A 13821-nucleotide genomic window follows, 5' to 3' on the forward strand; every position below is an offset into this window, starting at 1 on the left:
CCGCCACGTTCTGATGGCGGGGGCACCCTGTGAGCCCGGGAATGGAAGCGGTCGCCTCCTTCAGCGGCTCGCTTCCCGGCCAGGTACTGCTGGCAATCGGTCAAACCATTGTGGTGGTGTGCGTCTGCTTTGACATGGTGCGTGCGCTGTCCGTGCCGCGCTCGCACCGGCGTTATATCGCCAGCACCGTTTTCAGGACCCTTGCCATTCCGTCCGTCATTGCCAACGGACTGACGGTCCTTATTGCTTTGGTCCTGGCGTCCTGGATCGATGTGGTGATGGGCATGTTTGTGCTGATGGCCATCATCTTCCGGCTGCATCACGACAAGGACGAGGACAACTGGTGGAAGGGCAAGGGCAAGAAGCTCGCCCGCTGGGCCCGCTGCCAGTTTGCCGGACGGACCGCAGCCGCTCCTGCAACGGGGTGAGTTCGACCACCTTATTATGAGTTATTAAAAATAAGCCCGTACAGTTAGAGCCATGACTTTCACGACCGACCGACCCGTAGCCACTGCACCCAAGACGCCTGACACAAAAAAGATTCCTCGCGGCGGCAGCTACGTCAGCCTGCCTGCCGATCGGGAAGTTCCACCCCGCGCCGAAGGCAACTACGTCTCCTTCCCCGGCGTGCTTCCCGGCAATGCCAACAAGCGGCAGGGCACCTACGTGACGCTCCACTCGGCTCCGCTGGGAGAGACAGAGATCAGCTACACCCGCGTCGGCTAGCCCACGTGAACAACAAAGCGCCTGCCGGCCCCTTTTGGAAGGGCTCGGCAGGCGCTTTGACGTTTAAGAAGGGTTCGAGGGGCTCCACCGCGGGGCGTCAGTAGCTGGTGGGGCTTTCGACCGGCTCAACCACCGGATCCTTCGGCACGTATGTGGCGGCGAGGGCTTCGGAGCCACGGGCGAGCAGGGCGACGTCGGCCCCGACCAGGATGAAGTTCGCACCGTTGTCCAGGTAGTGGTGGGCGGTGTCGGGGTTGAAGGCGTTCACCCCTGCCGGTTTTCCAGCGGCTTTGGCGGCGGCCAGGCAATGTTCGACGGCGGCGCGCACCTTGGGGTGTTCCTGCTGGCCCAGCAGGCCCATGGATGCGGCGAGGTCGGAAGGACCGACGAAGATGGCGTCGACGCCGTCCACCTTCAGGATGTCCTGCACCGATTCGACAGCAGAGGTGGATTCGATTTGGACGGTGACGCTGATGGTTTCACCGGCGCGGGCAAGGTAGTCCGGGACGCGGTTCCAGCGGGCGGCGCGGGCCAGCGCTGAGCCGACGCCGCGGACACCCTCTGGCGGGTAGCGGGTGGCGGCAACCGCAGCTTCCGCCTCTGCCACGGAGTTGACCATGGGGATGAGCAGGTTCTGCACGCCCAGGTCCAGGTACTGCTTGATCACCACTGTGTCGTTCACGGGCGGCCTCACCAAAACCTGGACCGGGTAGCCGTGGGTGGCCTGGAGCTGGGCGAGGATGGTTTCAAGCCCGTTGGGGCTGTGCTCGGCATCAACCAGCAGCCAGTCCAGGCCGGAACCGGCGCAGAGTTCGGCCACCAACGGGCTGCCGGAACAGACCCACATCCCGGCCAGCGGCCTGCTGCCTTTGCCGTTTTCAAGCCGCAGGGCGTCGCGGAAGGTGTCCTCTATCCGAAGCGGCATGTCACACTCCCCAGGGGTCCGTAGTCGGCGTGGACGGTGTCACCCTTGTAGACCCACATCGGCCGGGTGAAGGAACCGGCGAGGATGATGTCCCCGGCCTTGAGCGAGTCCCCGTGCGCGGCGATCTTGTTGGCCAGCCAATGCACGCCGTTGGCGGGATGGTCAAGGACCCCGGCGGCCACACCGGTTTCCTCCACGGTCTGGTTCTTGTAGAGGATGGCAGAGACCCAGCGGAGGTCGACGGCGTCCGGCTTCACCGGGCGGCCGCCGATTACCATGGCGCCCATTGCTGCGTTGTCGGAGATGGTGTCCACGATGGTCCGGCCCTCCATCTCGATCCGCGAATCAAGGATCTCCAGGGCAGGAACCACGTAGTCGGTCGCCTTCAGGACATCAAAGATGGTCACCCCCGGGCCTTTCAGGCCGTCCGTGAGCACAAACGCGAGTTCCACTTCCACGCGCGGGTGGGTGTACTGGTCCCACTCCACCGAGCATCCGGTTTCGAGGACCATGTCGTCGAAGATGGCGCCGTAGTCGGGTTCGGTGATGCCGGTGGCGTCCTGCATGGCCTTGGACGTGAGGCCGATCTTGCGTCCCACCAGGGTCCGGCCCGCTTCTTCGTTGCGTCGCCGCCACAGCTGCTGGACGGCGTAGGAGTCCTCCACCGTCATGTGCGGGTAGCGGGCAGTCAGGCGTGGAACCGGGGTGCGGCTCCGGCCGGCCTCCAGCAGTTCGTCGGCAATGGCCTCGATCGTCTTGGCATCCATCATGGCTACAGCTGCGCGCCGAGCTTGAAGCCCTCGGTTTCGGCGTTGTCGCCGTCAGGCTTGCGGGTGTAGGAGAAGCCGTCGGCGCCCACGGTGACTGCCATTTCGCTCTTCTCTTCACGGACGACGACAGGTTGCGGGTTGCCGTCCAGGTCCAGGACGAGGGAGGCTTCGGTGTACCAGGACGGGACCACGGGGTTGCCCCACCAGTCGCGGCGCTGGTTGTCGTGGACATCCCAGGTGATGGTGGGGTTGTCCGGGTCGCCGGTGTAGTAGTCCTGGGTGTAGATCTCGATGCGGTGGCCGTCCGGGTCCAGGATGTAGAGGTAGAACGCGTTGGAGACTCCGTGCCGGCCGGGGCCGCGTTCGATCCGGTCGCTGATGCGCAGGGCGCCCATCTTGTCGCAGATCTGGATGATGTTGTGCTTCTCGTGCGTGGCGAACGCGACGTGGTGCATGCGCGGGCCGTTGCCGCCCGTAAGGGCGGTGTCGTGGACTGTCTGCTTGCGGTGCATCCACGCGGCGTACGTGACGCCGTCAGAATCCTTGATGTCCTCGGAGACGCGGAAGCCCAGGTCCTCGAGGTAGGCGCGGCCGCGGGGAACGTCCGGGGTGACCTGGTTGAAGTGGTCCAGGCGGACCAGTTCGCCTGCGGAGTAGAGATCGTAGCGCTGGGTGAGGCGTTCCACGTGCTCCACGTCGTAGAAGAACTCGTAGGGGAAGCCCAGCGGGTCCTCGACGCGCACGGAGTCGCCGATGCCCTTGGTAAAGCCTTCCTTGCGGCGCTCCACCCGGCAGCCCAGCTCCTTGTAATAGGCCTCGGCAGCGTCCACCTCGGCGGGGGACTTCACGCGGTAGGCGAAGGCGGCGACGGCGGCGATGGGTCCCTTGCGGAGCACCAGGTTGTGGTGGATGAACTCCTCCAGCGGGCGCAGGTAGATGTTGTTCTCGTCTTCCTCGGTGACGTGCAGGCCCAGGACGTCCACATAGAACTCGCGGGACTTGGCGAGGTCCGTGACCACGATTTCCATGTAGGCGCAGCGGACGATGTCCGGGGCCGGGACAGAAGGGGTGGGTACGAAGTTGGTCACAGTGTGCTCTCTTCTTTGAAAGGGGTTCGGGAAAGTACGACGGCGGCGGGCCCGCTTGGGTGCCGGTGGTTAGCCTTCGTTGGCAGCGGAGGCTTCGATGCTGCCGAATTTGGGGGTGTGGACGGAGCCCAGGGTGATGTGGACTGCCTGCTGGTCCGTGTAGAAGTCGATGGAGCGGTAGCCGCCCTCGTGGCCGAGGCCCGACGCCTTGACGCCACCGAACGGGGTACGCAGGTCGCGGACGTTGTGGCTGTTCAGCCACACCATCCCGGCTTCCACGTTCTGGGAGAAGGTGTGGGCACGGGTCAGGTTCTGGGTCCAGATGTAGGCGGCGAGGCCATACTTGGTGTTGTTGGCCAAGGCGAGGGCTTCGTCGTCGTTCTCGAACGGGGTGATCGCGACGACGGGCCCGAAGATTTCCTCCTGGAAGATCCGGGCGTCGGGTGCAACGTCGGCGAACACCGTGGGCGCGATGTAGTTGCTGTTGTTGAGCCCTGCGGGCAGGTTCTCCGGCCGGCCGCCGCCGGCAAGGAGCCGGCCTTCGGACTTGCCGATCTCCACGTAGGAAGCCACCTTTTCGTAGTGTTCCGGGTGGACCAGGGCGCCCACTTGGGTCTTGGGGTCGTGCGGGTCGCCCACCACGATGTTTTTGGCCCGGGCCGCGTACTTCTCGCAGAACTCGTCGTAGATTGCGCGTTCCACGAGGATGCGGGAACCCGCGGTGCAGCGTTCCCCATTGAGGGAAAAGACACCGAACAAAGCGGAATCGATGGCGGCGTCCAGGTCGGCGTCAGCGAACACGACGCACGGGGACTTTCCGCCCAACTCCATGGACAGGCCCTTGAGGTTCTCGGCCGCGTTCCGGAAGATGGTCTGCCCGGTGGTGGTCTCTCCGGTGAAGGAGATCAGCGGAACGTCAGGGTGCCTGACCAGCGCGTCGCCGGCTTCCTCGCCCAGGCCGTTGACCAAGTTGAAGACGCCGTCTGGCAGGCCGGCTTCCTTGAAGATGGCGGCCCACAGCGAGGCGGACAGTGGGGTGAATTCGGCGGGTTTGAGGACCACCGTGTTTCCCGTGGCGAGGGCGGGGGCGAGCTTCCAGGACTCGAGCATGAACGGGGTGTTCCACGGCGTGATGAGCCCTGCGACGCCGATCGGTTTGCGGTTCACGTAGTTGATCTGTGAGCCGGGAACCTTCATGGCGTCATCGAACTGGGCCACGATCAGGTCCGCGAAGAAGCGGAAGTTCTCCGCTGCCCGCAGTGCCTGGCCCTTGGCCTGGGTGATGGGCAGGCCGGTATCGAAGGTTTCGAGTTCGGCGAGCCGGGCTTCCTGGGCCTCGACGGCGTCGGCGATCCTGTTCAGGATCCGGGCACGTTCGCGGGGCTTCATTTTCGGCCAGGGTCCGTTGACGAATGCTTCGCGGGCGGCGGCGACGGCGTGGTCGATGTCCTCTTTCTGGCCGGCCGCGGCGGTGGCGTAATTCCGGTTGGACACAGGGTCCAGGACGTCGAAGGTTTTGCCGCCCACGGAGTCAACAAATTCGCCGTTAATGAAGTGCTGGATGTGGGTGGGAAGGTCCTGCGGCACGTAATGGCTCTTGGTCTTTTCTGCAGTGAACGTCATTGTTGTTTCCTTACTGCTCGGGTGGGGTCTCTGCTTCCGGAAAGCGGGTCAGCGGTTCGTGGCCTGGCGAAGGTAGGCGTCCAAAGTGGCGGAGCGGTGCAGGCGGGCGGCCTTCTCGATCTCATCCGCGTCTGCTCCGGATGCGATGAGCTGCAGCAACGCCTCATGCTCGTCCACGGAATCGTGGGCACGGCCGGGGATGAAGCGGAAGGTGGAGGACCGCAGCGCCGCCAGCCGGTTCCAGCCCCGGTGCACGAGGTCCAGGATGTGCGGGTTGGGGCAGTGCTCAAAGAGGACGCTATGGAAGTCCTGGTTCAGCCGGGTAAAGCGGATGGGATCGAAGTGGTTGAGGCACTCGCGCATCTCCTCGTTCACGGCGCGGGCCCGGGCGATCGCTGCCGGATCGATCAGGGGAGCCGAGAGTGCCGTGGCGGCGCCCTCTACGATGCTCAGCGTCTGCATCGTGTAGAGGTATTCAGTGGGATCAATCCCGGCCACGGTGGCGCCCACGTTCCGTTCGAACTTCACCAGCCCCTCGGCCTCGAGCCGGCGGATGGCTTCCCGGACCGGGACCACGCTGAATCCGAGGTCCTTGGCGATGCTGCCCAGGACCAGGCGGTACCCGGGGGTGTAGGCCCCTTCCACAATCCGGGCCTTCACTGTTTCGTAGGCTTGTTGGGACTTGCTCCCGGCGGGGGCCGCCGCGGAGAGGTCAATCGCTGTTTCAGTCATTGGCCTGGCCCGCTTCCCATTCCTTATACCGTGCCTGCCACTCAGGGTTCATCGGGTACAGGCCGTCAACGCTGTTGCCCTGCTGCACCATCTCGAAAATGAAGGCTTCTTCCTTTTCCTGCCGAATGCAGTCCTCCACCAGTTCCTCGGCAATGGCCGGCGGGATCACCAGAATGCCGTCCGAGTCCGCCACGATGATGTCACCGGGCTGCACGGTGGCGCCGCCGCAGGCGATGGTGATGTCCGTGTCCCAGGGGATGTGGCGGCGGCCCAGCACCGCAGGGTGCGGGTTGGCAAAGTATGTGGGCATTTCCAGGCCGGCCACCGCGGAATAGTCGCGGACGCCGCCGTCGGTAATGATCGCCGCGGCGCCACGCACCTGGGCACGCAGGGCCAGGATGTCGCCCACCGTCCCGGTGCCCTTTTCGCCGCGCGCCTCCATCACCAGGACTTCGCCCTCGTTCACGGAGTCGATGGCGCGTTTCTGGGCGTTGAAGCCGCCGCCGTGAGTCTTAAAAAGATCCTCACGGTTGGGGACGTAGCGCAGCGTCCGGGCCAGGCCAACCACGCGCCGGTCCGGCCGGGTGGCCTGCAGGCCGTCAATGCTGACGTTGTTTAGGCCGCGCTTCCGCAGCTGCGAGGACAGGGTAGCGGTGGCGACGGACTCCAGTTTGGCTTTCAGCTCGGGGGAGAGGGCGGGACCGTCGGCGGTCCCCGCCTCTGCACTGTCGACAGCAGGCAGCCCGGCGGCTGCCCGTGACCCGTACGCCTCCTCCCGCTGGAGGTCATCAATCTTGGGGCCGGCACCAAAGTCAGCGAACGGCGTGGTGCCTTCCTCCACGCGGGTGACCAGGCGGCCCGTGGTCAGGCCGTCGTCGCTGCCGTTTGAACCGATGGCACTGACCTCAACTTCCAGCACGTCGCCCGGTTCAGCCACCGAAGCGCCGGCGGGTGTGCCGGTGAGGATGATGTCGCCCTCCTCCAGGGTGAGCAGCTGGGACAAGTCGGCCACCAGCCGGGCGAACGGGAAGAGTAACTCCTCAGTGCTGTCGTCCTGGACGAGCTCACCGTTGTGCCAGGTTCGGATGCGCAGCCCGGCGGGGTCGACGGCGTCTGCCGGGATCAGTGCCGGGCCCAGCGGTGTGAAGCCGTCCCCGCCTTTGGAACGGAGGTTCGAGCCCTTGTCCGCATAGCGGAGATCATAGACGCCCAGGTCGTTACTGGCCGTCACGAAGGCCACGTGGCTCCAGGCATCCGCGATTCCGATGCGCCGGGCGGCCTTGCCGATGACCAGGGCGATTTCGCCTTCGTAGCCCAGCAGTTCGCACCCGGCCGGGCGTTCCACCGGGCTGCCGCTCAGCGAGAGCGACGACGACGGCTTCAGGAAGTAAGACGGCTGCGCAGGCGTGCGGCCCCGCTGCGCCGCGCGGCTGGGGTAGTTGATGTGCAGCGCAATCACCTTGCGCGCCGCTGCGAGGGTGTCTCCATTGACCTGCTCCAAAACCGCTCCTCATCAAGTACGAAATCGTATACGATCACTATCGCCCGAGAACTTCCACTGCGTCAACCCTTATGTTTCGGCGCCTTTTAGGGCCCTTGTCCACCGCGTCGCAGGTGGCGTACAGTGTTGCTCCAACAGCAGCTTCTTTCTAATATGGAAACTCAAGTTCTATTATCGAACAACCTTTCCGCCGAAGAGCCACACAACGAAGTGAGGAATCCCGTGCAGTTTCACCACCACGGCTACGTATCCGGAGACCCGCGGGTAAAGCCGGTGGCCGGCGTCGGCCTCAACCGGCCTGAGGAGCTCCCCGACCAGGTTGACGTGCTGATCGTTGGAACCGGTCCGGCGGGCATGCTCGCCGCCGCGCAGCTTTCGATGTTCCCGGCTGTCAGCACGCGGATTATCGAGCGCCGTCCGGGACGCCTCGCCATCGGCCAGGCTGACGGCATCCAGGCGCGGAGCGTCGAGACCTTCCAGGCCTTCGGGTTCGCGGAGCGAATCATTGCCGAGGCCTACCGCATCACCGAGATGGCGTTCTGGAAGCCGGACCCCGCCAACCGCGCGAACATCATCCGGACTGCCCGGGCCGTGGATGACGAAATGGGCATCAGCGAGTTCCCGCACCTCATCGTCAACCAGGCCCGCGTGCTTGACTATTTCGCCGAATTTGCCGCCAATTCCCCCTCCCGGCTGAAGCCGGACTTTGGCTACGAGTTCCAATCCCTCAGCATCGCGGACGATGGCGAGTACCCCGTCACCGTGACACTTCTGCACACCGCCGGTCCGAACGAAGGGCAGGAGCGCACTGTCAGGGCCAAGTACGTGGTGGGTGCCGACGGCGCCCGCAGCAAGGTGCGCGAGGCCATTGGCTGCCACCTTGCCGGAGACCAGGCCAACCACGCCTGGGGCGTGATGGATACCCTCGCCGTCACCGACTTCCCCGATATCCGCACCAAGTGCGCCATCCAAGGTGAAAAGGGCAGCATCCTGCTGATCCCGCGCGAAGGTGGCCACCTCTTCCGCATGTACGTTGACCTCGGCGAAGTGGACCCCCTCAACAAGGGCGCGGTCCGCAGCACCACTATCGAGCAGATCATCCATCAAGCCAATGAGATCCTCCACCCCTACACACTCGACGTGCGGAACGTTGCGTGGCACAGCGTCTATGAGGTGGGGCACCGGCTCACAGACAGGTTCGACGACGTCCTGCCGGAGGAACGCGGGACCCGGACCCCGCGTGTCTTCATCACCGGCGACGCGTGCCACACGCATAGCGCCAAAGCCGGCCAGGGGATGAACGTTTCCATGCAGGATGGTTTCAACATTGCCTGGAAACTCGGGCACGTGCTGGAAGGCCGCAGCCCGGAAAGCCTGTTGTCGACCTACTCGGCCGAACGGCAAGTGGTGGCCAAAAACCTCATCGACTTCGACAAGGAATGGTCCACCATGATGGCCAAGAAGCCCGAGGAGTTCGAGCACCCCTCGGACCTTGAGGACTTCTACGTGCGCACTGCCGAGTTCCCGGCCGGATTTATGACCGAGTATGCGCCGTCGATGCTGGTGGCCCCCGCGAAGCACCAGGACCTGGCCACCGGTTTCCCGGTGGGCAAGCGTTTCAAGTCGGCGCCCGTAGTGCGGGTGGGCGACACCAACCCGCTGCACCTCGGGCACCATGCCACGGCGGACGGCCGGTGGCGCATCTACGTCTTCGCCGACGCGGCCCAGGCAGGTGCGCCGTCAGGTGTGGCGCACTTCGCTGAGTGGATTGCGGACTCGCCGGAATCGCCGCTGGCCGCGACGCCGTCGGACGCTGATCCGGACGCCTGGTTCGACGTGAAGGTGATCTACCAGCAGCCGCACACCGCCGTGGACATCGGCGCCGTCCCCGGGGTGTTCAAGCCGCAGGTGGGCCCGTTCAAGCTGACCGATTACGAGAAGGTGTACGCCACCGACCCTGCCGCGGACATCTTTGAACTGCGCGGCCTGGACCGTGGCGGCGTTGTGGTGGTGGTACGCCCGGACCAGTACGTGGCGAACGTGCTGCCCCTGACGGCGACGGCTGAGTTGGGGAAGTTTTTCGCACCCCTGCTGAAGCCGCACCAGACGGCAGGTCAGCCGCAGACGGTCTGACGCGTCCTGTACTCGGCCGCTGGATACACGCCGAGGACACGTACTTCGGTGGTGAAGAAGTCCAGTTCCTCGAGGGCCAGCTTCAGCGGCAGGTCCTCGGGGTGGCCTTCGACGTCGGCCATAAACATGGTGGCGGCGAACTCGTTGCCCACCATGTAGCTTTCCAGGCGCGTCATGTTCACGCCGTTCGTGGCAAACCCGCCCAGCGCCTTGAAGAGCGCGGACGGGACGTTCCGGACGCGGAACACAAAGCTGGTCACCGCAGGCCCGGGCAGTTCGTCCCGGGCAGGCAGTTCCGTTTCCCGGGCCAGGACCACAAAGCGGGTGGTGTTGGAGGGGTCGTCCTCCACGCGGGTGGCCAGCACCTCCAGGCCGTAAATCTGCGCGGCCAGCGGGGGAGCGAGGGACAGCTTGCGCGGGTCGTTCCACTCGCTGACCTCGCGCGCTGAGCCGGCGGTGTCGCCGGCGATCACGGGCTTGAGTCCGTGATCGCGGATGAGGCGCCGGCACTGGCCCAGGGCGTGGATGTGGCTGTGGACTTCGGTGGCGTCCTCGATGGTGCTGCCCGGGATGCCCAGCAGGTCGAAGTGGATGGGCAGGAAGAACTCGCCCACGATCTGCAGGTTGGACTGGGGCAGCAGGATGTGGATGTCCGCAACCCGGCCGGCGATCGAATTCTCGATGGGGATCATAGCCAGGTCCGCCTCACCGCTGGACACCAGTTCGAAGGCATCCTCAAAGCTCGCGCAGGGCACGCTTTCCAGTGCTGGGAACATTTGTTTGCACGCGATATTGGAGTTGGCGCCGGGCTCACCCTGGTACGCAATCTTTTGGGCCATGGTCCGTATGCTTTCACGCCGCGCGGCTGCGGACCCAATTACAGGCTGGGGGTGACGCGCAGCCAGACGTATTGGCGCGGAAGGAGCGTGACGCCCTCATCCAGCTGCAGTTCGGCTTCGGAGAGGAGATCGACGGCGGCTGCTGAGTACCCGGCAAAGGTTTCGGCGGGCAGGGTCTGGGGTTGGTCGCTGAAGTTGGCCAGCGCCAGGACCGTTGATTTCTTGCCTGCCGGGGCGCTGCTGCCGGGCCGCTGGTACGCCAGGACGCCGCGGTTGTTGGTTTGGAAGCCGATCAGCCGGGTGCCTGCCAGCTCAGGCGTGCCGGCCCGGACCTGGACCATCCGTTTCAGGCCGGCGTAGACGGCACCTTCGGGGGTGGACGGGTCCAGGCGGTGCTCGTACTGCTCTTCCGGGAAGTGGGGCCGGTGCACCCAGCGGCTGTCCGTCTCGTGGCCCGCTTCCCGGTCGAATCCGTAGTCGTTGACCTGGCCAACCTCATCGCCGAGGTACAGCAGGGGGATACCGCCGGTGCTGAAGGCAACCGAGTGGGCAAGGAGGATCCGCTCCACCGCCTCCGCCGGGTCAACCTCCATCCCGCACAGCGACGCCGTCGTCCCTGAAATCCTGCAGTCACCGGTCTTCGGATTGTCCTGGAAGGGAACGCCGCGGGCAAAGCTGCCGGGGAAGCGGTTGACGAAGAAGGAGTTCAGGAAGCGGCGGTGGTCAAAGCCGTTGATTCCGAGTTCGGCTGCGTCTTCATCCGCGAACGTCCAGCCGATGTCATCGTGGCTGCGGACGTAGTTCACCCAGGAAGTTCCCTCGGGGATGTTGTGCCGGCGCTCCAGCGCCTGTGCCAGCAGCGAGACGTCGCGTGTAGCCAGGGACTCCCAGATTAACGCCATCTGCAGCGGGTTGTAGGAGATCTGGCATTCCGCGGGGTCGATATAGAGCGCCACCTCGTCCGGGTGCACGATGGCTTCGGACTTGAACAGCAGCGACGGCGCGGCGAGCCGGCACACGGCGTTGAAGGCCTGGAGCAGGGTGTGCGCTTCCGGGAGGTTTTCGCACGGGGTACCAAGCTCCTTCCAGATGAAGGCCACGGCGCCCATGCGGAGAATCTCCACGCCCTGGTTCGCCAGGAACAGCATCTCGCCGGCCATCGCCCGGAAAACGTCCGGGTTGGAGTAGTTCAGGTCCCACTGGTAGGTGTGGAACGTGGCCCAGACCCAGCGGCCGTCCTCCATCTGGATAAAGGACCCCGCATGGTTCTCGGGAAAGATCTCGCGCACGTCCTGTTCGAAGGCGTCCGGCATGGTGCGGTCCGGGAAAATCCAGTAGTAGTCGCTGTACTCTGGATCGCCCTGGGCCGCGCGCCGGGCCCACTCGTGCTCGTCTGATGTGTGGTTGAAGATGAAGTCCACCACCAGGCTGATGCCGTTGGCCCTCAGCTCGGCGGCCAGTGACTGCAGCTGTTCCATGGTGCCCAGCTTCGGGTTCACTTCACGGTAGCTGGAGACAGCGTAGCCGCCGTCCGAGTGCGGTTCGGGCGCCAGGAACAGCGGCATGAGGTGCAGGTAGGTGAGGCCGAGCTCCTTAAAGTACGGGATGCGGCTGCGGACGCCCTCCAGGCTTTCCGCGTACCGGTCCACGTAGCACACCCCGCCCAGCATCCCGTTGGACAGGAACCAGCCGCTGTTCGCCGCACGCTCGGCGTCGACGGCCTTCAACTCTGCCGGACGGTCCTGCCAGGAGCGGGCGCTCTGCAGGACCAGCGCGGTCAGCTGGTCCAGCCAGTCGGACCGGGCGCCGTACAGTGAGTAGAAGAGTCGGCAAAGGTCGGGAAAGTGCCGCTGGAGCCGCTGGGTAAAGTCAGGCCCTACGTTGAGGTCCGCTCCTGCAAGGGCGCCAGCGACATGCTGCCGGGCCGCTTCGTCCAGGCTGGCGAATTCCTGCATCCCAACTACCCCTTCCGTCTCCGCCGGCACCTCCGGCAGGAATTTTGTTATCGGAGTATCGCACGTCGCAGGGCCGGGGATGCGGACGACGGCGGCCAGTTGCCCGTGAGGCTAAAAAGTGGCGAGGGCGCTGTAGAACGCGCGCAGCACGTTCATTGGCTGCCCGTCTGCTTCCGGGGACTGGACGTGGAACTGGGGGAGCGGCGCTCCGGCCAACCGCCGTGGCCTGCCCCAGCCCGCCGACCAGTACCGTGTCCAGGCCGGCCTCGAGGGCCTGGCGGGCGGGTTGGTTCTGTACTGACGCGGTGGGATGGGCATTTCTGATCCCTCACTGACACAGGCTGGAGGCGTTCGCCTAGATGGTTTTCGTCCAGATGCTGTCGGCTTCTGCACTGCGTTCCACAGCGTTCAGTACCCTTTGCACCTGCAGTCCGTCGGCGAAGGACGGCTCCGGCTGACGGCCCTCAGCGATGGCTTCAACGAAGTCCTTTGCTTGGTGCGCGAAGCCGTGCTCGTAGCCAAGGGTGTGTCCTGCAGGCCACCAGGCAGACAAGTAGGGGTGACCCGGTTCGGTAACCATGATGTCGGTAAAACCCTGGCGGGTGTCGGGCGCGGTTGCATCGTAGAAGCCGAGAGAGTTCATGTTCTCCAGGTCGAAGGAGATGGCGCCGGCGGAGCCGGCAACTTCGATTCGCAGCGCATTTTTTCGGCCGGTGGACATTCGTGTCGCTTCGAACGAACCCACTGCGCCGCCGTCGAAACGCCCGGTGAAAAGGGCGAGATCGTCTACGCTGACGTTGCCGCGCTCCGGTGCGGCGGTGCCCGCCGGGCCTGATTCCCCGCCGGGAAGCGGCCGCTCGTGGACAAAGGTGTTCAGGATGCCGCTGACTCCCGTGATCTTCTGGCCGGTGATGAACTGGGAGAGATCCACCGCGTGCGCGCCAAGGTCTCCGAGCGCTCCGGATCCGGCGTGCTCTTTTTGCAGACGCCACGTCAGCGGCGCCTCGGCGTCAACCAGCCAATCCTGCAGGTAGGCGGCACGAACCTGCCGGACTTCGCCAATCGCCCCGGACTGGACCAAGTACCTTGCGAAGGCTGCAGCGGGAACGCGGCGGTAGGTGAAGCCGACCATCGCGAGGACGTCTTTGCCGGCACGGTCCGCGGCGGCAGCCATTGCTTCAGCTTCTTCCAGGGTGTTTGCCAGCGGCTTCTCGCACAGGACGTGCTTGCCCGCCTCCAGTGCAGCAATTGCGATCTCGGCATGGGAGCCGCCGGGCGTAACAATGTCGATTACGTCAATGTCGTCGCGGGCAATGGCTGCCCGCCAATCGGTGTGAGTCTCTTCCCAACCCCATTTCCTCGCCGCTGCCTCCACCCCGGTGGCATTGCGTCCCACCAGCAGGGTCATTTCCGGCCGGGCCGGCAGATCATAGAACCGCGGTGCGACCCGCCATCCCTGAGAATGGGCAGCGCCCATAAATCCGTGTCCGATCAGGGCAACCTTCAGGGGTGGTACGTCGTTCAGCATG

The 13821-nt window shown here is 65.0% G+C and carries 12 protein-coding genes; 3 read left to right on the forward strand and 9 right to left on the reverse strand.

Translation table 11 applies throughout. The annotated features are described in order from the left end of the window. Positions 1-41 precede the first annotated feature (41 nt). Both QFZ70_RS00455 and QFZ70_RS00460 read left to right on the forward strand, forming a co-directional pair. Positions 42-428 (forward strand): hypothetical protein, encoded by a 387-nt coding sequence (locus tag QFZ70_RS00455; RefSeq protein WP_307097757.1) that lies wholly within the window; start codon positions 42-44, stop codon positions 426-428. 52 nt (positions 429-480) lie between these two features. Then, positions 481-726 (forward strand): hypothetical protein, encoded by a 246-nt coding sequence (locus tag QFZ70_RS00460; protein WP_307093572.1) that lies wholly within the window; start codon positions 481-483, stop codon positions 724-726. Between the two features lie 97 nt (positions 727-823). Here QFZ70_RS00460 and QFZ70_RS00465 read toward each other — a convergent pair whose 3' ends face one another. From QFZ70_RS00465 to QFZ70_RS00490, 6 genes are all read right to left on the reverse strand, one after another. Beyond that, on the reverse strand, positions 824-1651 hold the full coding sequence (locus QFZ70_RS00465; protein ID WP_307093573.1) for an HpcH/HpaI aldolase/citrate lyase family protein: 828 nt from the start codon (positions 1649-1651) through the stop codon (positions 824-826). Further along, a complete protein-coding gene (gene hpaH / locus QFZ70_RS00470; protein WP_307093574.1) occupies positions 1636-2421 on the reverse strand; it encodes a 2-oxo-hept-4-ene-1,7-dioate hydratase in 786 nt (261 codons plus the stop codon). The genes QFZ70_RS00465 and hpaH overlap by 16 nt, the downstream gene beginning before the upstream one ends. 2 nt (positions 2422-2423) lie before the next feature. Further along, complete coding sequence (gene hpaD, locus QFZ70_RS00475) at positions 2424-3509, reverse strand: 3,4-dihydroxyphenylacetate 2,3-dioxygenase (RefSeq protein ID WP_307093575.1); 1086 nt, start codon at positions 3507-3509, stop codon at positions 2424-2426. Between the two features lie 69 nt (positions 3510-3578). Further along, positions 3579-5132 carry a 5-carboxymethyl-2-hydroxymuconate semialdehyde dehydrogenase gene (hpaE, locus tag QFZ70_RS00480; RefSeq protein ID WP_307093576.1) on the reverse strand — a complete coding sequence of 518 codons (1554 nt, stop codon included), beginning with the start codon at positions 5130-5132 and terminating at the stop codon, positions 3579-3581. A 48-nt stretch (positions 5133-5180) separates the two neighbouring features. After that, a complete protein-coding gene (locus QFZ70_RS00485) occupies positions 5181-5864 on the reverse strand; it encodes a GntR family transcriptional regulator (protein ID WP_307093577.1) in 684 nt (227 codons plus the stop codon). Next, positions 5857-7365, reverse strand: a complete 1509-nt coding sequence (locus QFZ70_RS00490; protein WP_307093578.1) for a fumarylacetoacetate hydrolase family protein — start codon at positions 7363-7365, stop codon at positions 5857-5859. The genes QFZ70_RS00485 and QFZ70_RS00490 overlap by 8 nt, the downstream gene beginning before the upstream one ends. 222 nt (positions 7366-7587) lie before the next feature. On the opposite strand from QFZ70_RS00490, the gene QFZ70_RS00495 reads away from it, so the two are divergent. After that, a complete protein-coding gene (locus tag QFZ70_RS00495) occupies positions 7588-9498 on the forward strand; it encodes an FAD-binding monooxygenase (protein WP_307093579.1) in 1911 nt (636 codons plus the stop codon). On the opposite strand, the gene QFZ70_RS00500 is transcribed toward QFZ70_RS00495, so the two are convergent. The 3 genes from QFZ70_RS00500 to QFZ70_RS00510 form a co-directional block, all read right to left on the reverse strand. Then, on the reverse strand, positions 9480-10337 hold the full coding sequence (locus QFZ70_RS00500) for a prephenate dehydratase (protein WP_307093580.1): 858 nt from the start codon (positions 10335-10337) through the stop codon (positions 9480-9482). The two genes, QFZ70_RS00495 and QFZ70_RS00500, sit on opposite strands and share 19 nt — an antisense overlap. A 38-nt stretch (positions 10338-10375) precedes the next feature. Further along, a complete protein-coding gene (locus tag QFZ70_RS00505) occupies positions 10376-12292 on the reverse strand; it encodes an alpha-amylase family glycosyl hydrolase (RefSeq protein WP_307093581.1) in 1917 nt (638 codons plus the stop codon). A gap of 355 nt (positions 12293-12647) precedes the next feature. Continuing rightward, positions 12648-13820 (reverse strand): Gfo/Idh/MocA family protein, encoded by a 1173-nt coding sequence (locus QFZ70_RS00510; RefSeq protein ID WP_307093582.1) that lies wholly within the window; start codon positions 13818-13820, stop codon positions 12648-12650. Between the last annotated feature and the right edge of the window lies 1 nt (position 13821).

The organism is Arthrobacter sp. V1I9, assembly GCF_030817075.1.
Classification (GTDB): Bacteria; Actinomycetota; Actinomycetes; order Actinomycetales; family Micrococcaceae; genus Arthrobacter.